A 24069-nucleotide genomic window follows, 5' to 3' on the forward strand; every position below is an offset into this window, starting at 1 on the left:
CGCCGGGTGTCCCCCCCCCCCCCGTCCACCCCTGGGGCCGCGGCGCGCGCCCCCCCCCCCCGCGCGGCCCCCCCGGGGGGGGGGGCCCCCCGCCCCCCCCCCCCACGACCTCGTCGCTGCGGGCCGCGGACGGTGGCGTACTCATGATTCCCCTTGGGTGGTGGCGCTCCGGTCCGGGCCGGAGCGGGTGAGTGGGCCGGGGTTCGCCAGCACGCGGCGGGCCTCGGCCAGCGGGTCGGACGCACGGCCGAGCACCGAGCGGGCGACGGTGGCGTGCAGGCGGGCGGCACCGACCACCGCGTAGCAGGTGATCGGGACGAGCAGGCAGGCGACGGCGGTGGCCGCCAGTGCCTTCGGCAGGTTGTCGACGCCCAGGGCGCCGAGGCCGCCGCCGTCGGGGATCGCCCAGTACCAGGCGGGCGCGACGACCACGGCGAGGTTGCCGAGCCACAGCACGACGGCGACGGCGTCGAGCACCAGGAGCGGTACGAACAGGGCCGTCAGGTAGACCAGGTCGCGCAGCACCGCCGGATCGCTCCAGCGGGTCCGGACGCCGGTCATGATGCCGGGCACGGCGACCGGCCGGTGATCGGCCCGCACCGGCTCCGCGACGAGCCCGGTGCGGGTCCGCTCGAAGTGGGCGCAGACGCGCACCACGGCGGCGGCGCCGATGAGCAGCGGGATGCCGATGAGGGTGATGCTGAGGACGAAGCTGACCACCACGGCGACGGTCGTGAAGGCGAAGAGCACCGGGCCCGCCAGCAGATAGCTCGCCAGGTACACGGTCGAGGTCCAGGGCAGTGACGAGCGCAGCAGCTCCCCGGGAGCGGGCAGCGGGCCCAAGCGCCCGGGATGGGTGTCGACGGTCATGCGTCCACGCTCCGCAGTAGGTTCTCCACCTCGACGACGCGGGCGTTCACGGCGGCCAGCTGTGCGCGCAGCGCCTCCTGTCCCGCGACGGCTTCCTCGGCGAGCTTGCGGTAGCCGGCCATGGCCACCGCGTCCGCGCGGTGCCGCTGCAGCGCGAAGTAGGCGATCGCCGCCCCCGAGACGCCTCCGACGACGATGAAAGTGATCAGGATGGCGACGGTGCCGCCGGTCATGTGGGGGTTCCCTTCTCTTCCGCGGTGTCGTCCGCGGTCACTTCCCGGGCTGTGTCCGCACGGAATGCCTCGAGCACGGTCTCGACCGTCACATGGAGGTCGAAGGGTTCGAGTTCGAAGAACTTCAGTGCCTTGCCGTCCGAGGACAGCTCAAGGCGGCCCCCGACGAGGCCCGCCTTCTCCAGTCGCTCCAGGTGCATGTACAGGAGCGGCCTCGACAGGCCCAGTCGACGCGCCAGCTCGCTCACGTGCACGCGGCCGTCCGACAACTCGCGGACTATGCGCAGCCGTTGGGTATGCCCCATGGCCGCGAGAAGCGCCAGGAGCTCTTCGGTCGTCAGAGCAGGGCACCCCCTAAAGCTGTCACCTGTAATTCAAAACTGACATGTATAAGTGGGGGTGTCAAGCGGCGCCTCGGGCCCGGCCGCGGCTACCCGCGGGTAGAGGTCGACGGGGGCACCGGAGCAGCCCATTCCGGCGGCGGCGACGGCCAGTTGGAGGTGGGGGGCGACCCGGGGCGCGGCCACGGCGAGGGCCTCGGACCCCGCCGCGCCGCACGGCAGCAGACGCGTGCCCGAAGGGGGCGGCCAGTGGTCGGGAAGCGGCGCCGGACGGCTCAGTCCGCCCTGGGCGAGGCCCGTGCCCAGCGCCTTGCCCATGGCTTCCTTGTGCGTCCAGAGCCAGAAGTAGGCCGCGGGCCTGCGGCGCTCGGGCAGCGCGCGCAGCCAGGCGGCCTCCTCGGGTGTGAACCAGCGCCGGGCGAGCCGCAGGGCGGGCAGCGGACGGACGGTCTCGACGTCCACGCCCACGGGCCCCGCGCGGGTCATCGCGACGGCCGCGACCCCGCGCCCGTGGCTGAGACTGATGTGCATGCCGCGCCCCGCGCCGGAAAGCCGGGGGCGCCCCTGGTCGTCGTGATCGACCCGCAGGTCACCCGGCGGCACCCGGAGCACGGCGGCCGCCCGGCCGAGTACCGCACCGCGGGCCTCCGCGTCGCTCAGATGTGAGGTCGGGGCGACCACGACGACGACCCGGGCCGCGGCCGGAGGGGATGCGCTCACCCGTCCGATCCTGCCCGGGAGCCCTGACGCTCCGCTGACGCCCCGTCGGGCGGCGGACGGTCAGGCGCAACTGGCGGAGGACGCCAGGTAGTTCCTCACCTCCGCGAATTCGTCCGGGTGCTGGCGCATCCAGGACCAGTAGCGGGGGATGTCCCTCGCGTACTCGGTGTAGTACCTGCGCACCGTGTCGACCAGCCGGCCCATGGTGGCGCGGGCGACGGACCCACGGCGCCACACCACGAGCATCTCGGAGCTCTCGGTGTCCCGCAGCGGGACCAGCGACACATCGCGGGTGGCCCCGGTGGGCGTGGTCAGCGCGGCGGCCTGCGCGTCCCGCACCCAGCTCATCGCCTCGTGGTGGCCGTCGGCGTAGTGCAGCACCTCGGGGTCGGCGTGCTGGAACTTGGTGAACAGGCGCCTCTCCACGGTGTGGAACCAGTGGTCGCGCGCGTAACAGACCCAGACGAGCGAGGAGAGTTGGGAGGGGTCGACCGAGCCGCCGGTGGCGAGCGGATGCCCCTGCGGAAGCGCGAGCCAGACCGGCTCGCGGACGATGACCGCCGAATCCAGGGGGAGTTCGGGCGCGTCCCCCGACTCGGCGAGGGCCACCCCGGGGACCATGGCCACCGTGAGCGCGCCCCGGCGCACCGCGTCGATGGCCGCGTCCGGGCTGAAGGTCTCGGTCTGCACCTCCGCCACGGGCAGCGAGGACCGCAGCGCGTCGAGCAGGGAAGGGGGCGTCCAGTCGGCGCTCCCGAACCGGAAGACATCGCTGGCGTGCGCGGCCGCCTCCACGATCACCAGGTCGGCCTGCTGCACGAGTTCGGCGAGCATGGGAATGAGCCGCTCACCCAGATCGGTCGGCACGACGCCATTGGCCGAGCGCACAAAAACAAGACCACCAAGGGCCTTCTCTATCCTGCGTAATTGCGCGGTAAGGCTCGACTGCGGAAGACCCAATTGAGAAGCGGCTTTAGAAATGCTACCCATTTTATTTATTGTGGTCACTATGCGGGCATGTCTGAGCTCTACGTCCACTATCCCCCCTGAATGGCAACGCATAAGACATACACAACCCCGACATCGGCCGAGGTGATCCACACGGTAACAGGCCGACTTCAGGCCGTCTACTGACCTTCGTCATGCCTAACTGTGCTGCGAAACCACTCAGAGAAATAACGCCAATTGCCCGATTCTCCCTACGTGAAGGCCAGGTCGAGCAGCGCTCTGCGCGGCTCTCCGAGCCCTTCGTCCTGGGTGAGAATCGCCTGGTAGGCGGAGTGCAGTGCGCGCCCGGGCTCAAGCCCCAGATCATCCGCGAGGCGACGGCGCGCGCCGTGGAAGACCTCAAGGGCCTCGGCCTGCCTGCCGTCCCGGTAGAGCGCCAGCATCAGCAGCTCACTGAGCCGTTCACGCTCCGAGTGCTCCGCCGCGAGCTGCCGCAATTCAGCCAATGGCACCCGCTCGGCGTCGATCGCGAGCTTGACGGCGACCAGATCCTCGTACGCCGTGACCCGGCGCTCCTCCAGATCCGCGGCGCGGGCACGACACCGCAGGCCATCGCTGCCGTCCAGGAGTGCGGGACCGCGCCAGAGCGCGAGCGCCGCCTCCAGCTGGGCGACGGCGGCGCGGGGATCCCGCTGACACAGCACCCCGCCCTTGTCAGCCATATTCACAAATCTATTGGCGTCGACTGCCTCTGGAGAAACGTCCAACAGATACCCCGTACCGACCGTTCGGACGACCAGGTCGCCGTTCATTCCCGTGACGTCCTTCAAGATTTTTCGCAACCGCCCGATGTTGGCCTGGAGCGCGTTCCGCGCGTTGGCCATGGAGCGGCCCGCCCACAGTTCGTCGACGATTTGGTCGAACGACACCGGGCAGCCCGGAGTCAGGGCGAGGAAGCTGAGGATGAAACTCGCGCGCTGCGATGCGGGAACCGTCCTCTCGCCGTCGTGCTCGATGTTGAGCGAACCAAGAATGTTGATCTCCATGGCCAGTACCCCCGTCACCATCCGAATCAACTGCAATTCTGCTTGCAGTTATTCGAGCGGGGAAATACCAAGCCGTTCACCGTTGCACAGTCCAGCGGTATGCCCCGCGCCGGAGCAGGGTGACCCGCACCGGAGCAGGGTGGCGCCGGGCCGGCAGGGGTCCGGCCCGGCGCCTGCCTCCGGTCAGGCGGTGTCCGCCCGCTGCTCCACGAGGGCCCCGTCGCCGTAGACGTCCGCGGCCCAGCCGGGCTTGTAGAGGGAGTCGAGGTACCGCTCGCCCAGGTCCGGCGAGATCGCCACCGCGGTGACCGCCTCCCCGGCCCGGTGCCGGCTCAGCCAGTCGACGGCCCCGGAGACCACCGTCCCCGTGGACCCGCCGAACAGGAAACCCCGGGCGGCCATCCGGTGCGCGCCCCTGACGGCCTCGACCTCGGGGACGTGCACGACGTCGTCGACGTACGACTCGTCAAGGATCTGCGGCCGCACCCCCGCCCCGAGGCCGGGGATCATCCGCGGCCCCGGCGGACCGCCGAACGTCACGGAACCGACCGAGTCCACCGCCACGACCGTGACCGGCAGGTTCTCGTCCTTGACGTAACGCGCGCAGCCCATGAGCGTGCCGGTCGTCCCCGCGCCCACGAACAGCACGTCGAGTTCGGGGAAGGCCTTCGCGATGGAGGGTGCCGTCGTGCGGTAGTGGGCCATCCAGTTGTACGGGTTCGCATGCTGGTTGAGCCACACATAGCGGTCGTCGGCGGCACACAGCTCCCGCACCAGATCGAGCCGGGCCCCGAGGAACCCGCTCGTCGGGTGCGGCTCGGTCACGACGTGCACCTGCGCCCCCATCGCCTCCATGAGCTGTCTGGTGACGTAGTTGCAGCGGGTGTCCGTCACACACAGGAAGCGATAGCCCTTGTCGGCGGCGATCATGCTGAGGGCCACCCCGAGGTTGCCCGACGAGGACTCGACGATGACGGAGCCCGCGGTGAGATCGCCGCACGCCTCCGCCTCGGCGATCATCGACGCCGCGGCCTTCAGCTTGATCGACCCGGCGAAGTTGAACCCCTCGCACTTGAGATAGAGGGACACGTCGAAGGCGGGCCGCAGATCCACGTACAGGTCCTCCACGTGGAAGTCCTCCGGCGCACGGATCACGGGCACGGCGACCACTCCGTCTCAGCCACGGGGTACGGCCGCGTCGGTGCGGCCGTACCGGTCGACCTCGTGGAAGAAGCCGTCCACGACGTCCAGTTCACCGCGCTCCAGCACCTGGTCGTACACGTACTTGCCCACCGCGAGGTCCAGCACGCCGAGGCCGAAGGGGGAGAACACCACCGTGCGGTCGGCCGGCACACGTGCCTCGCCCACCAGCACGTCGTAGAGCGTCCCTTCGATGAACTCCCGGCTGCCGGTGAGCTGTTCCGCCAGGTGCGGCGAGGTGTTCGCCTTGAGGCAGTGCTCGATGTCGTCGACGAAGTTGACCGCGGAGAGCAGCACTTCGGGGGCGAGGTCGCGCAGGGAGATGTTGAGCACCACCGGGTGGTGGTCGAACCAGCCCGGTTCCGTCAGATAGGGCTCGGACGCCACGGTGGCGAGCACCACGAGATCGGCCGAGCGCACCAGGTCCTCGGCGCTCTCGTGCACGGTGATCCGGGCCCCGGGCGTGTGCTCGGCGAGATACGACCGGAACGACGCGGCGTGCTCCGCCGACAGGTCGTACACCCCTATCTCGTCGAACGACCACTCGGTGCCGGCCAGATACGTGTGGATGTACCGCGCGATCAGCCCGGTCCCGATGAATCCGACGCGCCGCGGGCGGCCCCGCTCACGGGTGAGCCGGTCGGCGGCGAGCGCGGCCGATGCCGCGGTGCGGGCGGCGCTGATGATGGAGCTCTCCAGGCACGCGAACGGGTAGCCGGTGTCGTAGTCGTTGAGCACGAGCACCGCGGAGGCGCGCGGGATCCCCGAGTCCACGTTCTCCGGGAAACTGGAGATCCACTTCAGTCCCTCGACGCGGGTGTCGCCACCGATCGAGGCGGGCAGCGCGATGATCCGCGAGGCCGGCCGGTCGGGGAAGCGCAGGAAGTAGGAGGGCGGGTTGACCGTGTCGCCCTCGCCGTGCAACCGGTATGTCTTCTCCACCAGTTCGACGGTGCGCCGCTCATGATCCGCCAGGACACGGTGCACCTGGGCGCCGGGGATCACGGCGAACGGCGGTGCATGGACTTGCTGTGTCATCCACAACTCCATTGAAGTAGGCGGTGGCCCGGTGGTATTCCACACGATGCAGCGTCGTTCGGCCGACGCTCATCACCATTCGCGCGACAATATTGCCGCCCCTCGCTGACACCGGGCTGACGTCATTCGGATCCCTATTCAGCGGGCCCGTTTCGGCCACTCCCACCTGGGATCTTCAACGGACACTTAATGACCTGTTCCGGGGGCCCGGGGCCGCCTAGCGTCATTTCTCAGTGGCGCCACCCCGGCATTCCCCTCCACGCCGGGTCGCCGCCACGTCGAATCCTCCGATCAATCGGACAGGAGAAATCCATGCTCAACAGAGTCGTGATTGTTGGCGGCGGAACCGCTGGGTGGATGACGGCCTCGTATTTCAAGGCCGCGTTCGGGGACCGAATAGACATCACTCTGGTCGAGTCGGGAAACATCGGCGCGGTCGGCGTGGGCGAGGCGACGTTCAGCGACATCCGGCACTTCTTCGAGTTCCTCGGACTCAAGGAGAAGGACTGGATGCCGGCCTGCAACGCCACGTACAAGCTCGCCGTGCGCTTCGAGAACTGGCGCGAGAAGGGCCACTACTTCTACCACCCGTTCGAGCAGATGCGCTCGGTCAACGGCTTCCCGCTCACGGACTGGTGGCTCAAGGAGGGCCCGACCGACCGGTTCGACAAGGACTGCTTCGTCATGGCCTCGGTCATCGACGCCGGTCTCAGCCCGCGCCACCGCGACGGCACCCTCATCGACCAGCCCTTCGACGAGGGCGCGGACGAGATGCAGGGCCTGACGATGTCGGAGCACCAGGGCAAGACCCAGTTCCCCTACGCGTACCAGTTCGAGGCGGCGCTGCTCGCCAAGTACCTGACCAAGTACGCGGTCCAGCGCGGCGTGAAGCACATCGTGGACGACGTCCAGGAGGTCGGCCTCGACGACCGCGGATGGATCAGCGAGGTGCGGACCAAGGAGCACGGCAACCTCACGGGCGATCTCTTCATCGACTGCACGGGGTTCCGCGGGCTGCTCATCAACAAGGCGCTCGAAGAGCCTTTCATCTCGTATCAGGACACCCTGCCGAACGACAGCGCGGTGGCTCTCCAGGTGCCGATGGACATGGAAAAGCGCGGAATTCTTCCGTGCACCACCGCCACCGCCCAGGACGCCGGTTGGATCTGGACGATCCCGCTGACCGGCCGCGTCGGAACCGGCTACGTCTACGCCAAGGACTATCTCTCCCCGGAGGACGCCGAGCGCACTCTCCGTGAATTCGTGGGACCGGCCGCCGCCGAGGTCGAGGCCAATCACATTCGCATGCGGATCGGCCGCACCCGCAACTCCTGGGTGAACAACTGCGTGGCCATCGGGCTGTCCAGTGGATTCGTCGAGCCGCTGGAATCCACCGGCATCTTCTTCATTCACCACGCCATCGAGCAGCTCGCCAAGAACTTTCCCGGACCGGACTGGAATCCGACCCAGCGCACGGTCTACAACAACGCCATCTCCCATGTCATGGACGGCGTACGGGAGTTCCTCGTCCTGCACTACGTGGCGGCGAAGCGGAACGACACGCAGTACTGGCGCGACACCAAGACCCGGGCGATCCCCGACGCGCTGGCCGAGCGCATCGAGACCTGGCGGACGCAGCTGCCCGACTCGGAGACCGTCTACCCCTACTACCACGGGCTGCCGGCGTACTCGTACATGTGCATCCTGCTCGGCATGGGCGCCATCGAGCTCTCGCCCTCACCCGCGCTCCAGCTGGCCGACAGTGCGGCAGCACAACGGGAGTTCGCGCAGATCCGGGAGAAGACCCGGCGGCTGCGCGAGACGCTGCCGCAGGCCTACGACTACTTCTCGCAGCTGGGCTGATCACGCCGGTACGGCCACGAAGGGTCTGGCACCACCATGGACGTATCGGAATTCCTTGCCCGTCCCGCGCATGTGGCCGCGGCGCTCGTCGCCGTGCTGCTCCTGGCCCGCGCGGGGCGGGCGGCCGCCCGGTGGCTGCGTCAGCCGGAGGTCGTCGGAGAGGTCACGCTGGGTCTGCTGGTCGGGCCCGTCGTGCTCGCGCTGTCCGACCGTGCCTCGTTCGACGCGCTGCTGCCGGCCGGTGTGCTCGACGTGCTCAAGTTCGTCGGCCAGACGGGGCTCGTGCTCTATCTGGTCGGTCTCGCCCACAAGTTGCGCCCCGGTCCCGGCAGTCCACCGCTGCGGACCGTCTCCACGCTGATCGTCGGCTCGTTCGCGCTGCCCCTCGTCACGGGGCTGCTCCTGGTGGGACTCATCGGCCTCACCGACGACACGGCGGCCCGCGGCGGCGCGCCGCTGCCCGCCTTCGTCCTGATGGTCGCGGTGGCCATGTCCATCACCGCGGTCCCCGTCCTGTCCCGGATCCTCGGCGACCGGGGCCTGAGCGATTCGGCCGAGGGACAGCTCGCCCTGGCCGCCGCCATCGTCATGGACAGCCTGGGCTGGATCATGCTCATGCTCGCCGTCGGGCTCGGCTCCGGTGATCTCTGGGGGCTGCGGGACTCGGCGTTCGCCCTGCTGGCCGGCGGCAGTTGTGCGCTCCTGCTCCGCCTGGTGCTGCGCACGGACCCGGCCCGCAGGCTGTGTCTGCGGCTGCCGCGGACGACCGCCGTTCTCCTCGGCGGTGCCGCCCTCGGCACGGCGCTGCTCACCGAGCACCTGGGCATGACCGCCATCATCGGCGCGGCGCTGGTCGGCCTTGCGATCCCGGGCGAGGAACTGGCGCCCTGGGCCCGTCCCGTGGCCGATGTGTCGCACGCGGGACGGACCCTGACGCCGGTGTTCTTCGTGGTCACCGGCGTCACGGTGCTGACCGACGCGTTCACCGCCGCGGTCTGGCCGCTGATCGCCGCCACGCTCGCGCTCGGCTGCGCGGGCAAGCTGCTCGGCGGCTACGCCGGGGCCCGGCTCGCGGGCCGCGGCACCGGTTCGGCGCGGCGGATCGGCGTCCTGATGAACACCAGGGGCCTGACCGAACTGATCGTGCTCGAGGCCGGGCACCGGGCCGGCATCCTGCCCGCGCCCCTGGTGCTCGCCCTGGTGGTGATGGCCCTGGGCACCACGGCCATGACCGGTCCGCTGCTCGGCCTCGTCGACCGCGCCGAGCGCCGCCGCGAGCGGTCGCGGCCCGCCGAACTCCCCCGACCCGCAGCGAAGGAAGGCAGCATCCCATGACCGAGTCCCTGACCTCGGCCGCGTCGCCCCTGCCTACGGCGGCCGCGGCGACCCCCGACGGCTTCCGCACGATGATGAGCAGCTTCCCCACCGGGGTGGGCGTGGTGACCAGCGTCGACGGGGACGGGGCGCCCTGGGGGATGACGTGCTCCTCGGTGTGCAGCGTCTCGCTCGACCCGCCGACGCTCCTGGTGTGCCTGCGCGCGGGCAGCCCCACGCTCGCGGCCGCGCTGGAGCGGGGCGGCTTCACGGTCAATCTGCTGCACGAGGGCGCCCAGGAAGCGGCCGAACTCTTCGCCTCGGGCAATCCGCGGCGGTTCGACCTGCTTCCGTGGGAGCGGGACCCGGACGCCTGGGGCCCCCATCTGATGCGCGACGCCCATACGGTGGCGGACTGCACCATCACTCTGACGCAGACCGTCGGCGACCATGTGACCTTGTTCGGGCGCACCCGCAGGATCGTGCGGCACCGGGCGCAGGCACCGCTGATGTACGGGCTGCGGCAGTTCCGGGCGTGGCCGGGAAACTGACCGCCCGGGCACGAACTCCTCAGACCGGCAGGGCCCTTCGCGCCCTGCCGGTCTCCCGCGGTCCGGGGCTCAGGCCGTCGAGGAGGGCCATGCCCAGCGGGGTCACGGTGTGCAGGACCATGTTGCGGATGCGGCGCGTGGTGATCAGGCCGCTGGCGCGGAGCACCGCGGTGTGCTGGCTCGCGCCCGCCGCGGAGATGCCCAGCTTGTCGGCGAGCTGGCTCGTGGTGCAGGTGGTGCGCAGCTCACCCAGCACGGCGGCCCTGGTCTGCCCGACCAGCGCGCCCAGGGAACGCTTGGCGCCCGCGTCGTCCTCCCACAGCCACAGCGCCCGGTGGGCGTCGGGCGGGGCGGCGAACGCGAGCACGATGCCGTGCCCCGGCCGCCCCGCGATGACCCGCGCGGGCGGGTCCGCGAGGAAGACCGAGGGGGTGAGCACCACGCCGCAGCCGTCGAGCCGGATGTCACCGTCCGGGGCCCCGGCCACTTCGAGGACGGGGGCGTGCCACTCCAGGCGCGGGTGCAGGGTGGCGAGGAGCTGTTCCACTCCCCCCGACATCACGATCCTGCTGCGCACCTCGCGTTCGGCCTCCAGGTAGGCCGTCATCCGGTCCCAGTAGGGCGCGACGGCCGCCTGCCAGACGGCGCCGAGCGGCGGCGGCAGATGCGGCTTCTGGGCGGCGGTGAGGAACTGTTCGGCCCAGCCGACCAGCGCTTCGGCGGGCGGCTGCGGTCCCGCGGAGGGCGGCAGACGGCCGTCCACCTGACGGCGCCAGTGCGTGTACGGCATGCCGACGCCGCGGTTCAGGAGCGCCGCGGCGAAGGCCGTCTCCAGGACGGGACCGACACCGGCACCGAGGCGCGTTCTCGCGATGTCGGCCGCGGTGAAGTGAATTCTGAGCATGAGTGACCCCCGTAGGTCCCACGAATGGATGACGCCCCGGCTCGGGGCGTGGCGAATCCCGGCCGCGGACGTGGTCGACGCGGTCGGGTGCGTGCGGCGTCGGTGCCGGTGGGGCGGGTCCCGCTCTCGCTCGGAGCCTGTGTCGTATCCCCGGCCAGGGATACGACACAGGCTCTCAGGCGGCCCGTGCCTCGCGCAGGGAACGGGGGCGCATGTCCGTCCAGTTCTCCTCGACGTAGGCGAGCGCGGCGTCCCGCGGGCCCGCGGCGAGGGCGATCCGCCAGCCCTCGGGCCGCTCGGCGAACGCGGGCCAGAGGGAGTGCTGGCCCTCGTCGTTCACCAGCACAAGGAAGGTCTCGTCTTGGTCGTCAAAGGGGTTCGCCACGTCGCGTGCTCCGTCCTCGGGTCGTCTGCGGAGCGGGCCCTCCCGGACGCTTCAGGTGCGGATGTCCGGGAGCCTCGGGCCCGCGCTCCCATCGTGACGGGTCGCGCTGACACCGGGCTGATCGGCCCCTGACACGGGCTGGGCCGGGGTGGCCTTCACCGGCGAGCCGCCGCCCGGGACCACAGTCGGCGCGTCGCCGCCACGTCCCGCTTGCCGTTGGGCGTGACGGCGATCTCTGGGACCAGGTGCACCTCGCCGGGGACCAGTGCGGAGGGCAGCGCCGCGGTGAGCGCCTGGTGCACGGACTCGGCCAACTGGCCGTCCGTGGCGCCTGGTTCGAGGGGGCGTACGAAGAGTTCCAGGGTGTCGACGGGCCCGGGTACGAGGTCGAAGACCGCGTCGGCGACGCCGGGCACGGACAGCACGTGGTGGCGCAGCTCGCCCAGCTCCACGCGGTAGCCGTTGACCTTCAACTGGTCGTCCCCGCGCCCGAGATGGAGCAGCACGCCCTCCGGACGCAGTTCCACCATGTCTCCGGTGCGGTAGGCCCGGCCGGACCGGCCGCCGAGGTCCCGCTCGTCGATGAAGCGGTCGCCGGACGCGGCGGGACCCAGGTATCCGGCGGCGACGGCCCGCCCCGCGACGACGAGTTCGCCGGGCTGCCCCTGGGGCACCGGGCGCAGCTGCTCGTCGACCACATAGGCCCGGGTGTTCCAGGCGGGCACCCCGATGGGCACGGTCGGCGTGTCCGGCAGGCCGGTGCGGTCGAAGAGGTGGGCGCAGCAGCCGATGGTGGTCTCGGTGGGCCCGTAGTGGTTGACCAGGCGCAGCCCGTCGAGGCGGGAGCCGAGCGCGGTCAGGAGCGAGGGGTCGAGCCCTTCGCCGCCGAACATCAGCAGCCGTGTCACCCGGTCGTAGCGGGGCGGTTCGGCCAGCTCCTCGAAGAAGCGCGCGTGGGAGGGCGTCAGTTTGATGAAGGTGTACGGGTCCCGCCGGGCACCGAAGAGGGTCTCCTGGTCCCACAGGCCCGGCACGGTCACCACCCGTTGCCCTTGGGCGAGCGGCACCCACAGCGAGGTCATGGCCAGGTCGTAGCCGAGGCTCGCGAGCAGCGGGCTGCCGATGCCGCCGGTGCCGACCAGACTCCCGCACCACGCGGTGTAGTTGGCCAGTGAGGCGTGCTCGACCAGGACGCCCTTGGGGGTTCCTGTCGAGCCCGAGGTGAACACGACGTAGGCGATGTCCGTGGCACGCGGCGGCTCGCGGTCCGGCGGTGCGGCGGCGTCCGCGAGGTGGGCGAGGTCGACGACGGGCACCCCGACGGCGGGCAACTCCCCGTCGCCGCCCGCCCCTTCGTGCACCAGGGCGGCGGGCCCCGCCCCGGCGACGACCTGGCCGATCCGGTCCGCGGGGTGGGTCGGGTCCACCGGCACATAGGCGGCGCGCAGCGCCATCACGCCGAGGGCCGCCGCCACCGTCTGCGCGGTGCGGTCGGCCCACAGCACGACGCGGTCGCCGGGCCCGACGCCCGCCTCCGCCAGCGCGGCGGCGACGACGAGGGCCCGGTGCCACAGCTGCCGGTAGGTCATGAGGCGCGTGCCGCTCTGCACGGCCACGGCGTCGGGCCGCAGCCGTGCGTGGTCGCGCACCAGGCCCACCACGGATCTCCCGGGGAGCGGGCGGACCTCTCCGGACAGCATCCCGGGGATCGTCGGGGACGGGGTCATCGCTGCTCCTGGGGCTGGGACGGACAACGGACCGGCGGGGCGGGCGAACCCGCAGGGGGTACGGACCGGCAGGGCGTACGGACCGTCAGGGAGCGGCCGGAGCGGTCACCGCGTCCCGGGTGACCATGTCGCCCATCGCCACGATGATCTTCCGCGTGCCCTCGAAGGGGTCCCGGCCGTGCGAGACGAGCATGTTGTCGATGATCACCACGTCGCCCCGCTCCCATGCGAAGCGCATGGCCAGCGAGTCGTAGAGCTCACCGAGCCGTTTCACCACGTCGTCGCCGATGGGTGAGCCGTCGCCGAAGAAGGCGCTGCGCGGGTACGCCGTCTCGTCGTCGCCGAAGACGGACCTCATCACCTCGCGCACCGAGGGCTCCAGGCACGCGGTGTGGTGCAGGAACAGCTGGTTGAAGAAGACCTGCTCGCCGGTCTCGGGGTGGCGGATCACCGCGGGCCCCTGCTGCACGGTGCGCAGCGAGCCGTCGGGCCGCCAGTCGCAGGCCACGTCCTGGGCGGCGCAGCGCGCCTCGACCTCGGCCCGGTCCTCGGTGCCGAACATCTGCTGCCAGCTGACGTCGATGCCGGGGATGAAGTTGCGTACGTAGCGGATGCCGAGGCGTTCGAAGCGGTCACGCAGTTCGTCGGGGAGGGCGGCCCACACCTTCCTGCCGTCGACGATGGGGGTGGCGCCGCCGCCCTCGGCCGGCTGGAGGCAGCAGAAGAACTGACGGCTCGGCCACTGCGGCATGTGCGAGCTCTCGTGGTGGAAGAGGATCGACTGCTCGGCCGGGTACGGCGTGGACCTGTAGACCTGGTCGGCGTCCTTCTCGTGGGGCAGATCGCCGTAGTCGCCGTACAACTTCTCGACCAGGGAGGCGGCGAGCGACTCGAAGTCCTCCGCGCTCGTGACGCCGAAGCCGCGCAGGACGACGGCGCCGTGCTCGCGCAGCAGCGCTTCCAGGGGAGATCGGTGCTCCGCCGCCCAGGCCGGGGCGGCGAGGCCCGGAGCGGTGCTCCGGATCAGTGGGGGAAAGCTCTCAACGTGGAGCCGGACGCCAGGACCGAACATGCCCGACCATCCCTTCTGCTCGGCGGGAACGGCCTTGAGTCTAGGAAGGCCCGAGCAGTGGGACCACGCCCTTAAGCTGCCGCCGAAAATCGCAGGTGGGGGCGCGGATGGGCAGTACAGGAAGGCATGTTGACGGGTCGTCAGTCAACGCTGCGGAGCAGGTTCTCGACCGCCTCGACCCGCTCGCTGATCTCGCCGAGCTGGGTGTCCACCGCCGCCTGCCGTGCCACCGCCTCCTCGGCGAGTTTGCGGTACGAGGCCATGGCCTCGGCATCCGCCCGGTGGCGCTGCAGTCTGAAGTACGCGACCAGACTCGCCGTCATGCCGCCGACGATGATCAGGACGATTGCGATCGCGATGACGGCCCCGGTCATGTGCTCTTCTCCTTAGATTTGTCCACGCCATCCGCCCCATCCGCTGCGGCTGTGTCCCGCGCATCGGGTGTCGCCTCGTCGGCTCGCGCGGCCCTGGTGATCGTATCGATATTCAATCGCAGGTCGAACGGGGCGAGTTCGAAGTACTTCAGCGCCTTGCCGTCGTCCGAGAGCTCCAGGCTGCCCGCCACGAGGCCGGCCTTCTCCAGGCGGTCGATGTGCATGTACAGGAGCGGGCGCGACATGCTGAGGCGGCGGGCGAGTTCACTGACGTAGAGCCGTCCGTCGGCGAGTTCGGAGAGGATCCTCAACCGCTGTGCGTGCCCCACGGCCGCGAGCACGGCCAGGAGCTCCTCGCTGTTCATGGCCACCTCTGGCGTCCCGGGAAAACTACCCGCCAACCTTCCCACGCCCGGGAGCCCTGTCAAACGACCGGGGTGGCCTCGACCAGCACGGCTGTGTCGGCGCACCCGCCGCGGGGCCGCACGGGGCTCAGCTCAGCGCCGCACGCAGTTCACCGGCCATCTCGCCCAGGGTGAGCCGCCCGAAGAAGAACTCGGTGTGCGGCGCCACCCCGCAGCGCCGCCGCACCTCGGCGACGAGCAGGCCCCCGGAGATGGAGTCGATGCCGTAGTCGCTCACGGGCACGTCCGGGTCGATGGTGTGCGGCTCCATCTCCAGCAGGTCCGCGAGGACTTGGCGCAGCAGCGGCAGGGCTTCCGGCTGCCGGGGCGGCGCGGGCCAGCCCGCCAGCAGGGGCAGGCCCGCCACGGTCCCGGCGGGGCAGGCCCGGCGGCCGCTCGCGCCACCGGTGGTGCGCGGCAGCCCCTCGTACGGGACCGCGTACACGCGCACCGCGCCGGGGAACGCGTCGGCCACGGCGGTTCCGGCGGCGCGCACCGCGGCGGCCAGCGCGTCGGGGTCGCGCTCGGCCGTCCCGACGAGCACCGTGACACCGTCCTCGTCGTCCTCCGGCGGCCAGGCCAGCGCCCGCCCGCCCGCGAAGGCCGGGTGCGCGGCCGCGGCAAGGGCCTCCAGGTCCTGCGGGAAGCACGTGTCGCCCCCGACGATCGGGACGCCCGTCACCGGTCCTCTCCCCGGTCGAGCCATTCCGCGAAGGCGGCCAGATCGGGCAGGATCACCGTCGAACAGGCCAGGACGGCGAGGTTCTGCCGCATCGGGGTGATGGCGACGACCGTGCGTCCGGCCCGGAAGGCGGAGAGCATCCCGGCGGCCGTCCCCATGCTGGGTTCCTCGCCGGGCAGCCAGGCCACGCAGACGTCACTGCGCGCCGCGAGCAGCGTCAGCCGGTGGAACATGTCGGTCAACTCCCGCAGCGCCGGGCTCAGTTCCCGCCGCCGCACGGTCGGCGTGCCGACGAGCGCGGCATGCGCGGCCCAGACGTCGTACGGCGTCGCGCTCTCCCACTCGGCCATCCGGCGCCCCGGATCATGGATGACGGCCTCGGGCCGACGGCGGCGGATGACCGAGCTCAGATCCCAGCGATAGGACTGGTCGGCGAGATCGGCCCCGGTCCCGGCCCCCTGCATCGCCCCCGCGAGAAAGAAGGACAGGGCGGGCGAGGCACCCCCGTCACTCCGCACGCTCCCCGGCGCGCTTCCGCCAGCAGTCTCCATGCCCCGGCTCCCTCACGTCGGCGGGCGGCGCCATGCTGCCAAGGGGCCGCTGACAGGGAGCTGACGGTCGCCGCCCGTGCGGGGAGGCAGGGGGGCGGGGCCGATGAGGGGGAGGGGGCAGACGAGTCGGGCTGTACGCCGGGTTCTGTCGCCCGGTCGCCTCGCGGCGGCCGGGGAGACGGCCATCCATCTAGGACCGGCATTGCTGCCGGCCTCGTGCGGTCTACCCGCGGACTCGGGCGGGCAGCCCTCGGTCGTCCGCGCAGAACCGCCGCTTTTCGCAAAGCGGCGCTTCCTTTTGACCTTGCTCCAGGTGGGGTTTACCTAGCCGCCTGAGTCACCTCAGGCGCTGGTGGTCTCTTACACCACCGTTTCACCCTTACCGGGGGCCGTACGGATACGGTCTCCGGCGGTCTGTTCTCTGTGGCACTGTCCCGCGGGTCACCCCGGGTGGCCGTTAGCCACCACCTTGCCCTGTGGAGCCCGGACGTTCCTCGGGAAGGGCCCCGAAGGGATCTTCACGCGGCCGTCCGCCCGGCTCGTCTGCCGTGCCGACCATGGTACCCGCCGCGCACCGGGGCTCCGCGCCCCGCCGTCACCGGTCCAGCGCGCGCGTGCCCGTCCGCCATGCGGCGCCGAGGTCGACGCCGTCGGGAAACCGGCCGTGGATCTCCAGGATGACCATGCCGTGCGCGAACGCCCAGGCCGCCCGCGCCAGATCGACGTCGCCGCCGCAGGCCCGCATGAGGGGGGCGGCGGCCCGGTCCTCCAGGCCCGGCGGCAGCGCGTGGCGCGGCAGCGGGCGTTCGGTGGCGAGGCGGTAGAGGTGCGGGTGGCGCAGGGCGTACGACCGGTAGGCGTCGGTCAGCGCTTCGAGCGACCCCGGCGCCTCGGCCTCGGCGGCCTCGCAGGCCCGCGCGGACTCGTCGAGCAGCTGCGCGATCAGCTCGACCTCCACCGCCGACTTGTCGGGGAAGTGCTTGTACAGGGACGGCGCCTTGATGCCGAGCCGGTCGGCGAGCGAGCGCATCGTGAGCTTCTCCGCGCCGGACTCCTCCAGGAGTTCACGGGCGGCGTGGACGATCTCCCGGGCGCGGGGGGTGAGGTGCTTCCCCCACGTCGGGAGATCGTCCGCCCGGTCCTTGTCAGCCACGCTGGAAGCCTTCCTTCGTACGGAGCCCATAGCCGAAGGCGCGATCGTACGAGATGTGGGCGAGCCAGCCGCACAGGGCCGCGAAGGCGGGGGCCCAGACGACGGGCGTGAAGGTGTAGAGGGCCATGAGTGCGACGGGGACCAGGGCGCGGTGGGCGGTGTTGTAGTAGGGGACGGCGCGGGGCAGCAGCTGGCCTCGGGCCATGCGGGGCGCGTCGCGCAGGCCGACGAGGAACGTCAGGTCGGGGGCGATGAAGAAGAACCCGGCGAGCAGCCCGGCGAGCCAGCCGTGGTTGACGCCTTCGAGCACGGCGAAGGCCGTCCAGAAGAGGGCGTTGACGAACCACGCGGCGCGGCGGGTGACGGCGAGGGCCCGCTTCGTGGGGGCCGCGGAGGCCGCGGGGGCGGGAACGGTGGGAACGGTGGGGTGCTGTGTCGGGGTCAGGGTGCTCATGGGGTCCTCCTCGGGAGTGCCTGGCGCGCGGCCCGGAGCTTGCGGCTAACCGCGTTAGCCGAAACGTTAGGGCTAACACTGTTAGCCGTCAACCCTCCCCGTCCCGACATCCGCCGCGCACCCCCGCCCGGGCACGCTTGACCCTGCCGTAGCGTCAACGTTTCTACTGGGGCCATGCGGATCGGAGAGCTCGCCGGCCTCGTCGGCGTCACCACACGCGCCATCAGGCACTACCACCACCTGGGCCTGCTGCCCGAGCCCGAACGACGGCCCAACGGCTACCGCGAGTACGGACTCCGGCACGCCGTCGTCCTGGCCCGCGTCCGGCGGCTGACCGAACTCGGCCTCGGCCTCACCGAGGTGCGGGACGTCCTCGCGGACGACGCGGGCCGCGAACTCGCCGAAGTGCTCGCCGAGTTGGACGCGGACCTCGCCCGGCAGGAGGCCGCCATCAGGGAGCGCAGGCAGCGGCTGCGCGCGCTCCTCGACGACGCCGAGCACGGACGCCTCTCGCCCGAAGGGCCCGTCTCCCCCGAACTGGCCGAGTTCTTCGGCGAGATGACCCGCGCGGCGGCGGGCCGCCAGGGCCCCGAGTCCGTGATGGCCGCGAAGGACCGCGAGTTCCTCGCCCTGTTCGACACCACCGCGGCGCCGGAGGACCGGGACGCCTTCCTCACCGCGCTGCGCCCCGCGCTCGGCTCGCCGGGTGCCGTGGAGCGGGCCCACGCGGTGTACGAGCGGCTCGACGCGCTCGCCGACGCCGACCTCGCCGACCCCCGCACCGGGGCCGCCGTGGACGGGGCCGCGCGGGCCCTCGCCGACGCCCTGCCCGATTCGCTCCTGACGGATCTCGGCAGCGAGGGCGCCCAGGCCTTCGCCGAGGGCCGCCGGGTCCGCGACGACGGTTTCGCCGAAGCCTTCTTCGCCGACTTCGCGCCCGCGCAGGCCGAGGCCGTGCGCCGCGCGATGGGACTGCTCGCCGGGCGGGCGACGGGTGCGGTGGATGGCGTGGACGAGAGGGGTGCGAGGTGAAGCTCAAGGCGGTCCTGCCCACGCCCGTGCGGCGGCTCGTCGGGCACGAACTGCGCGTCCTGGTCAGCCTGGTGCTCTGGGTGGCACGGCGGCGGCACGGCGTGCGCCGGGCGGGCGACCTCGCCTTCGGGCACGCGCGCGACCAGGCCGCGATCATGTACGGCCTGGTCTTCGTCTGCGTCATCGAGGCGTACGGAATGGCCGTACTGCTGCGGCACTGGCCGACGGCCCACGCCGTGATGCTGGTCGTCGACGTCTACAGCGTGGTCCTGCTGATCGGCATCCACGCCGCGTCCGTGACCCGGCCGCACGTCCTCACCCCCGACGCACTGCGGGTGCGCCAGGGCGCCCACCGGGACCTGCGCATACCGCTCGCGCACATCGCCTCCGCGCACGCCGAGCGCCGCTTCACGCACCCGGCGGCCGAGGGGCAGCTCGACCTGCCCGTCGCGTCGACGACGTCACTCACCCTGGAGCTGGCCCGGCCCGTCACCGCGGTCGGCCTCCTCGGCAGGCCGCGCGAGGTGACGACGGTGCGGCTGCACGCGGACGACCCCGCGCGGCTCCTCGCGGCGCTGCGGGAACGGCTCGCCGCCCGCCCTCACGCGGGCGCGAACTGAACCTTCCCCGCGCCCGGGTCCGCCTGGGTGAGCCGCACCCGAAGCCGCTCCCCCAGCGGCAGCTTCGCCGAGCCGCCCTCGATCCGGGCCACGATCGCGGGGTCCGCCAACTGCACGGTACCGACCGCGGGTTCGCGTTCCTTCACGTCCACCACCACCGCGTCGAAGACGTCCCCGACCCGGTCCTTGAGCAGCGCCGCCTCCACGATGTCCACGCACTCCCGCTCCACCGTGTTGCCCCGCCGCGTGCCGTCCGCCATCTCCTTGGGCAGCGCGTCGAGCGCACCCAGCACCCAGTCCGGGGGCGCCGTGTCCGCGCAGGCGGCGAGGCAGAGTTCGGACGCGTAGCGGTCGACCAGGCGGCGCAGCGGTGCGGTGCAGTGGGCGTAGGGGGCGGCGACCGCGGCGTGCGTGGTGAGTTCGGGGACCGCGCCGCCGCTGAACGCCGTGTAGCCCGCGCCGCGCAGCAGCGTCGTGCACTCCTGGAGGAAGGCGGCGTGGTGCGACTGCCGGGGGTCGAGAGAGCGGACGAGCTCCGCGTACGGGACGTGGTGCGGCCAGTCGATGCGCAGCGCCTTGGCGGTACGGCGCAGCCGCCCGACCGCGCCGTCGGGCGCGGTCGGCAGGGTCCGCAGGATGCCCGTCCCCGAGTCGATCATGAGCTCGGCGGCGGCCATGCCGGTGAGCAGGGAGATCTGGGCGTTCCAGCCGTCGGCGGGCAGAGGGGCGCGGAAGGCCGGCTCGTAGGTGCCGGCGCGCTCGACGATCTCCTGCTCGGGCACGTTGAGGGAGATGCCGCCCCGGTCCACCTCCAGTTGCTCGCGCAGCCGCCCGATGTCCCGCAGCAGGGCGACGGGCTCCTCCGCGGTGCCGTCGTCGATGGCCTTCTGCACCCCGTCGTAGTCGAGCTTCGCCCGGCTGCGTACGAGGGCGCGGCGCACGTCGGTCGTCGTGACGCGGCCGTCCGCGTCGAGGTCGAGCGTCCACAGGACCGCGGGGCAGGTCTGGTCGGGGAGCAGGCTCGCGGCGCCCTCGCTCAGCGCGGTGGGGTGCAGCGGGACCTTCTCGTCGGGGAAGTAGAGGGTGGTGACGCGCCGGTGTGCCTCGGCGTCCAGCGGGCCGCCCGGGGTGACGTACGCGGCGACGTCGGCGATCGCGTACCGCACCCGGAAACCGCCGGTGTCGCGTCTCCTCTCCAGGTGCATGGCCTGGTCCAGGTCGACGGAGGCGGGTGGGTCGATGGTGAACAGCGGGATGTCCGTGGCGTCGTGCCCGGGCAGCCGCGGCGCCGCGACGGCCCGCTCCGTCTCCGCGAGAACCTCGGCGGAAAACCCCTCCGGCACCTCCAACTCCACACGCAGCTCACGCAGCGCGGCCCGCAAGGAAGCCTCCGCTGCGCCGGTCACACGAAGGTGGCGGCGAGGCATGCTCCCGAGCGTAGGCCGGACGGCGCGGCTCGGCACCTGGTGCCTCCGCCTGCCCCCCTGTGGGCCCGCCGGGCTGCTCCCCTGTGGGCAATCGTGCCGCAGGGCGGCACGGGTGGGCACAGCCCACGGCGCCGGGGGCCGCGAACGAGGGCGGAAGCCCGGTGCAGGCGGGCACAGCCCACGGTGCAGGGGAAGGGGGACGGAGGCGCAGGACCGGTGCGGGCGGGCAGGGGCACGGTGCAGGCCGCAGGGGCGAGGGCGGCAACCCCGGAAGCTGCAACCGGACCCCGTACGCTTCGCAAGGGGCCGCACCCCCCTCCCCGTACCGCATAAGGAGTCCCACCGTGCTCGTCCTGCTCCCCCCGTCCGAAGGCAAGGCCCCGTCCGGCCGCGGTGCGCCGCTGAAGCCGGAGTCCCTGTCGTTGCCGGGTCTCGCCGAGGCGCGGCGGGCGGTGCTCGACGAGCTGGTCGAGCTGTGTGCCGCGGACGAGGAGAAGGCGCGGGCCGTGCTCGGGCTGAGCGAGGGCCTGCGCGGCGAGGTCGCGAAGAACGTCGAGCTGCGCACGGCGGGCGCGCGTCCGGCCGGGGAGATCTACACGGGCGTCCTGTACGACGCCCTGGACCTCGCCTCGCTCGACGCCGCTGCCAAGCGCCGCGCCGCCCGTTCGCTGCTGGTCTTCTCCGGCCTGTGGGGCGCCGTCGGCGTGAGCGACAAGATCCCCTCCTACCGCTGTTCGATGGGCGTGAAGCTGCCGGGTCTCGGCGCGCTCGGTGCGCACTGGCGTACGCCGATGGCCTCCGTGCTGCCGGAGGCGGCGGGCGACGGGCTCGTCCTCGATCTGCGGTCGTCGGCGTACGCGGCGGCGTGGAAGCCGAAGGGCGAGGTCGCGGGGCGGACGGCGACGGTGCGGGTGCTGCACGCGCAGGTCGACGAGCGGACGGGCGTCGAGAAGCGGTCCGTCGTCTCGCACTTCAACAAGGCGACCAAGGGGCGGATCGTGCGGTCCCTGCTCAGCACGGGAGCCGCGCCGAAGGACCCGGCCGAGCTGGTGGAGGCGCTGCGGGATCTGGGTCATGCGGTGGAGGCGGAGGCCCCGGCCAAGGCGGGCAGGCCGTGGGCGCTCGACGTGGTGGTGCGCGAGATCCACTGACGGAGCGCGGAGGCGTTGCAGCATGCGCAATGACCTTTGCGCATGCTGAGTACGTCGGGGCAGGATGCCCCTATGACCTCCTCCGCGCCCTCCCCCGCCGCCGCACCGGACTCCGTCCTCGATCTCGCCCCCGTCGTCCCCGTGGTCGTCGTCGAGAACCTCGACGACGCCGTGCCGATGGCGCGGGCCCTGGTCGCGGGCGGGCTGCCCGCGATCGAGGTGACCCTGCGGACGCCCGTCGCGCTCGACGCGATCTCGGCCATCGCCGCCGACGTGCCGGACGCGGTGGTCGGCGCGGGCACCGTCATATCGGCGCGCAACGTCGCCGATTCCGTGGAGGCGGGCGCCCGCTTCCTCGTCAGCCCGGGCTGGACGGACACGCTGCTGGACGCGATGCAGGGCTCCGGCGTGCCGTTCCTGCCGGGCGTCTCGACGACCTCGGAGGTCGTGGCGCTGCTCGAACGCGGCGTCAGCGAGATGAAGTTCTTCCCCGCCGAGGCCGCGGGCGGCACCGCCTACCTGAAGTCGCTCGGCGCCCCGCTGCCGCAGGCCCGCTTCTGCCCGACCGGCGGCATCACCCCGGCCGCCGCGCCCTCCTACCTCGCGCTGCAGAACGTCGGCTGCGTGGGCGGCAGTTGGATGCTGCCCGCCGATGCCGTCGCGGCCAAGGACTGGGCCCGTGTGGAGTCCCTGGCCCGCGAGGCGGCGTCCCTGCGCTGAGCCCCGCGGGGCCTAACGCAGGTGTGACGTGTCGTTGAGGAGTCGTACGGAGGCGTTGCCGTCGGCGTAGTACGCCACCGCCGACACCGAGGCCGCCGAGAGTTCCATGCGGAACAGGGACTCCGGCGGGGCGCCGAGCGCGAGGCGCACCAGCGTCTTGATGGGCGTGACATGCGTGACGAGCAGGACCGTGCGGCCCGCGTAGGCCTCGGTCAGGCGGTCGCGTGCCGCCGACACCCGGCGGGAGACCGCCGTGAACGACTCGCCGCCGGGCGGCGCCGCCTTCGGCGAGGCCAGCCAGGCGTTCAGCTCCTCCGGCTGGCGCTCGCGCACCTCGCCGAAGGTCAGCCCCTCCCAGGCCCCGAAGTCCGTCTCGCGCAGGCCCTCTTCGATGTGGACGTCGAGTCCGAGGCGGGCGGCGACGGTGTGCGCGGTCTCCTGGCAGCGCTTGAGCGGCGAGGAGACGATCGCCTGGATCGTGCCGCGCGTGGCGAGTGCGGCCGCGGCCCGCTCGCGGCCCACGTCGGAGAGGGACGGGTCGGACCCGCCGCTCCCGGAGAACCGCTTCTCGGGCGTGAGCGCGGTCTCGCCGTGCCGCAGCAGGACGAAGGTCGCGGGGGCGCCCAGGTCGGCGGGCGCGGCCCAACCGACGGGCGGGGTCGCCGTGTTCTGCGCGGCCCGGGCGTCGGCGCTCTCCGGACCCTCTGCACTCTCCGCCGTCGCCGTGCCCGTACGCGAGGTGGCAAGGGCCGCCCGCGCACGTGCCGCGCCCGCCGCCGCGTCGCCGGGCGGGCCCGCGGGTGCCTCGGCGGCCGACCGCGCGGCCCGCGCGTCGAGCTCCGCCGTCGACGCCGAGGGCGACCACTGCTTGCCGCGCTTGCCCGCGTCCATCGCCTCGTTCGCGAGCCGGTCCGCGTGCTTGTTCTTCTCGCGCGGGATCCACTCGTACGTCACCTGGGACGACGGGTAGACCCGCGCGGCCTCGGCGGCGAGCGGCTTCATGTCGGGGTGCTTGATCTTCCAGCGGCCCGACATCTGCTCGACGACGAGCTTGGAGTCCATGCGGACGTGGACGGACGCGGCCGGGTCCAGCTGGTGCGCCGCCTTCAGTCCTGCCACCAGACCCTTGTACTCGGCGACGTTGTTCGTCGCGACGCCGATGTACTCCGCGGCCTCCATCAGGGTCTCCCCCGTGGCCGCGTCGATGACCACTGAGCCGTAGCCCGCGGGCCCCGGGTTGCCCCGGGAGCCGCCGTCGGCCTCGACGATGAACTCGCGCATGTACAGGG

27 protein-coding genes and 1 other RNA gene are annotated in these 24069 nt (G+C 72.1%); 7 read left to right on the forward strand and 21 right to left on the reverse strand.

Annotated features, from left to right (window positions below; all coding sequences use genetic code 11):
- Positions 1–141: 141 nt before the first annotated feature.
- From ACFWZ2_RS05925 to sbnB, 8 genes are all read right to left on the reverse strand, one after another.
- On the reverse strand, positions 142–870 hold the full coding sequence (locus ACFWZ2_RS05925; protein WP_384542428.1) for a sensor domain-containing protein: 729 nt from the start codon (positions 868–870) through the stop codon (positions 142–144).
- Positions 867–1103: a hypothetical protein gene (locus tag ACFWZ2_RS05930; RefSeq protein WP_384542430.1), complete on the reverse strand. Its 237-nt coding sequence runs from the start codon at positions 1101–1103 to the stop codon at positions 867–869. Before ACFWZ2_RS05930 ends, ACFWZ2_RS05925 begins: the two co-directional genes overlap by 4 nt.
- The gene (locus tag ACFWZ2_RS05935; protein ID WP_384542433.1) at positions 1100–1408 is read right to left on the reverse strand and encodes an ArsR/SmtB family transcription factor; all 309 of its coding nucleotides are present in this window, start codon (positions 1406–1408) and stop codon (positions 1100–1102) included. The genes ACFWZ2_RS05930 and ACFWZ2_RS05935 overlap by 4 nt, the downstream gene beginning before the upstream one ends.
- 69 nt (positions 1409–1477) lie before the next feature.
- Entirely contained in the window at positions 1478–2164 is a 687-nt protein-coding gene (locus ACFWZ2_RS05940) for a 4'-phosphopantetheinyl transferase family protein (protein WP_384542435.1), read from the reverse strand.
- A 60-nt stretch (positions 2165–2224) separates the two neighbouring features.
- On the reverse strand, positions 2225–3226 hold the full coding sequence (locus ACFWZ2_RS05945) for a LysR family transcriptional regulator (RefSeq protein WP_384542437.1): 1002 nt from the start codon (positions 3224–3226) through the stop codon (positions 2225–2227).
- Positions 3227–3363: 137 nt separating this feature from the next.
- The gene (locus tag ACFWZ2_RS05950; protein WP_384542439.1) at positions 3364–4158 is read right to left on the reverse strand and encodes a BTAD domain-containing putative transcriptional regulator; all 795 of its coding nucleotides are present in this window, start codon (positions 4156–4158) and stop codon (positions 3364–3366) included.
- Positions 4159–4341: 183 nt separating this feature from the next.
- Entirely contained in the window at positions 4342–5319 is a 978-nt protein-coding gene (gene sbnA / locus ACFWZ2_RS05955; RefSeq protein WP_384542442.1) for a 2,3-diaminopropionate biosynthesis protein SbnA, read from the reverse strand.
- A 15-nt stretch (positions 5320–5334) separates the two neighbouring features.
- Positions 5335–6396, reverse strand: a complete 1062-nt coding sequence (sbnB, locus tag ACFWZ2_RS05960; protein WP_384542445.1) for a 2,3-diaminopropionate biosynthesis protein SbnB — start codon at positions 6394–6396, stop codon at positions 5335–5337.
- Positions 6397–6708: 312 nt separating this feature from the next.
- On the opposite strand from sbnB, the gene ACFWZ2_RS05965 reads away from it, so the two are divergent.
- From ACFWZ2_RS05965 to ACFWZ2_RS05975, 3 genes are read left to right on the forward strand one after another with little or no spacing between them, the layout of a single operon-like run.
- A complete protein-coding gene (locus ACFWZ2_RS05965) occupies positions 6709–8259 on the forward strand; it encodes a tryptophan halogenase family protein (protein WP_384542448.1) in 1551 nt (516 codons plus the stop codon).
- A 36-nt stretch (positions 8260–8295) separates the two neighbouring features.
- Positions 8296–9594, forward strand: coding sequence for a cation:proton antiporter (locus ACFWZ2_RS05970; protein WP_384542450.1), 1299 nt, complete (start codon positions 8296–8298; stop codon positions 9592–9594).
- Positions 9591–10124, forward strand: a complete 534-nt coding sequence (locus ACFWZ2_RS05975) for a flavin reductase family protein (protein ID WP_384542452.1) — start codon at positions 9591–9593, stop codon at positions 10122–10124. The genes ACFWZ2_RS05970 and ACFWZ2_RS05975 overlap by 4 nt, the downstream gene beginning before the upstream one ends.
- Before the next feature lie 19 nt (positions 10125–10143).
- Here the strand turns inward: ACFWZ2_RS05975 and ACFWZ2_RS05980 are convergent, their stop codons facing one another.
- The 11 genes from ACFWZ2_RS05980 to ACFWZ2_RS06030 all read right to left on the reverse strand — a co-directional run bounded on the left by ACFWZ2_RS05980 (position 10144) and on the right by ACFWZ2_RS06030 (position 17830).
- Positions 10144–11028 carry an ArsR/SmtB family transcription factor gene (locus ACFWZ2_RS05980; RefSeq protein ID WP_384542455.1) on the reverse strand — a complete coding sequence of 295 codons (885 nt, stop codon included), beginning with the start codon at positions 11026–11028 and terminating at the stop codon, positions 10144–10146.
- 175 nt (positions 11029–11203) lie between these two features.
- Positions 11204–11413 carry an MbtH family protein gene (locus ACFWZ2_RS05985; protein ID WP_384542458.1) on the reverse strand — a complete coding sequence of 70 codons (210 nt, stop codon included), beginning with the start codon at positions 11411–11413 and terminating at the stop codon, positions 11204–11206.
- 155 nt (positions 11414–11568) lie between these two features.
- Positions 11569–13140 (reverse strand): amino acid adenylation domain-containing protein, encoded by a 1572-nt coding sequence (locus ACFWZ2_RS05990; protein ID WP_384542460.1) that lies wholly within the window; start codon positions 13138–13140, stop codon positions 11569–11571.
- An 85-nt stretch (positions 13141–13225) separates the two neighbouring features.
- On the reverse strand, positions 13226–14212 hold the full coding sequence (locus ACFWZ2_RS05995) for a TauD/TfdA family dioxygenase (protein WP_384542463.1): 987 nt from the start codon (positions 14210–14212) through the stop codon (positions 13226–13228).
- Positions 14213–14352: 140 nt separating this feature from the next.
- The gene (locus tag ACFWZ2_RS06000) at positions 14353–14586 is read right to left on the reverse strand and encodes a hypothetical protein (protein ID WP_384542466.1); all 234 of its coding nucleotides are present in this window, start codon (positions 14584–14586) and stop codon (positions 14353–14355) included.
- Positions 14583–14951, reverse strand: coding sequence for an ArsR/SmtB family transcription factor (locus ACFWZ2_RS06005; RefSeq protein ID WP_384542468.1), 369 nt, complete (start codon positions 14949–14951; stop codon positions 14583–14585). Before ACFWZ2_RS06005 ends, ACFWZ2_RS06000 begins: the two co-directional genes overlap by 4 nt.
- Positions 14952–15078: 127 nt before the next feature.
- Positions 15079–15672, reverse strand: a complete 594-nt coding sequence (locus ACFWZ2_RS06010; RefSeq protein ID WP_384542471.1) for a phosphopantetheine-binding protein — start codon at positions 15670–15672, stop codon at positions 15079–15081.
- Positions 15669–16223: a hypothetical protein gene (locus ACFWZ2_RS06015; RefSeq protein WP_384542474.1), complete on the reverse strand. Its 555-nt coding sequence runs from the start codon at positions 16221–16223 to the stop codon at positions 15669–15671. The genes ACFWZ2_RS06010 and ACFWZ2_RS06015 overlap by 4 nt, the downstream gene beginning before the upstream one ends.
- A gap of 118 nt (positions 16224–16341) precedes the next feature.
- Positions 16342–16765: RNase P RNA component class A (gene rnpB, locus ACFWZ2_RS06020), an RNA gene on the reverse strand.
- Positions 16766–16818: 53 nt separating this feature from the next.
- Positions 16819–17376 carry a TetR/AcrR family transcriptional regulator gene (locus ACFWZ2_RS06025; protein WP_384542477.1) on the reverse strand — a complete coding sequence of 186 codons (558 nt, stop codon included), beginning with the start codon at positions 17374–17376 and terminating at the stop codon, positions 16819–16821.
- Positions 17369–17830 (reverse strand): DUF4260 family protein, encoded by a 462-nt coding sequence (locus ACFWZ2_RS06030; protein WP_384542479.1) that lies wholly within the window; start codon positions 17828–17830, stop codon positions 17369–17371. The genes ACFWZ2_RS06025 and ACFWZ2_RS06030 overlap by 8 nt, the downstream gene beginning before the upstream one ends.
- 174 nt (positions 17831–18004) lie before the next feature.
- On the opposite strand from ACFWZ2_RS06030, the gene ACFWZ2_RS06035 reads away from it, so the two are divergent.
- Positions 18005–18862 (forward strand): MerR family transcriptional regulator, encoded by an 858-nt coding sequence (locus ACFWZ2_RS06035; protein WP_384542481.1) that lies wholly within the window; start codon positions 18005–18007, stop codon positions 18860–18862.
- Entirely contained in the window at positions 18859–19482 is a 624-nt protein-coding gene (locus ACFWZ2_RS06040; protein WP_384542483.1) for a hypothetical protein, read from the forward strand. Before ACFWZ2_RS06035 ends, ACFWZ2_RS06040 begins: the two co-directional genes overlap by 4 nt.
- On the opposite strand, the gene ACFWZ2_RS06045 is transcribed toward ACFWZ2_RS06040, so the two are convergent.
- A complete protein-coding gene (locus ACFWZ2_RS06045; protein ID WP_384542485.1) occupies positions 19464–20909 on the reverse strand; it encodes an RNB domain-containing ribonuclease in 1446 nt (481 codons plus the stop codon). The two genes, ACFWZ2_RS06040 and ACFWZ2_RS06045, sit on opposite strands and share 19 nt — an antisense overlap.
- 344 nt (positions 20910–21253) lie before the next feature.
- Between ACFWZ2_RS06045 and yaaA the strand changes: the two genes are divergently transcribed.
- Both yaaA and eda read left to right on the forward strand, forming a co-directional pair.
- Positions 21254–22060: a peroxide stress protein YaaA gene (yaaA, locus tag ACFWZ2_RS06050; RefSeq protein WP_384542487.1), complete on the forward strand. Its 807-nt coding sequence runs from the start codon at positions 21254–21256 to the stop codon at positions 22058–22060.
- Positions 22061–22132: 72 nt separating this feature from the next.
- Positions 22133–22780: a bifunctional 4-hydroxy-2-oxoglutarate aldolase/2-dehydro-3-deoxy-phosphogluconate aldolase gene (gene eda / locus ACFWZ2_RS06055; protein WP_384542490.1), complete on the forward strand. Its 648-nt coding sequence runs from the start codon at positions 22133–22135 to the stop codon at positions 22778–22780.
- A gap of 12 nt (positions 22781–22792) precedes the next feature.
- Here eda and ACFWZ2_RS06060 read toward each other — a convergent pair whose 3' ends face one another.
- Positions 22793–24061 (reverse strand): bifunctional RNase H/acid phosphatase, encoded by a 1269-nt coding sequence (locus ACFWZ2_RS06060; protein WP_384542493.1) that lies wholly within the window; start codon positions 24059–24061, stop codon positions 22793–22795.
- Positions 24062–24069: the final 8 nt, after the last annotated feature.

Origin of the sequence: Streptomyces sp. NPDC059002 (assembly GCF_042740435.1) — a bacterium.
GTDB lineage: Bacteria > Actinomycetota > Actinomycetes > Streptomycetales > Streptomycetaceae > Streptomyces.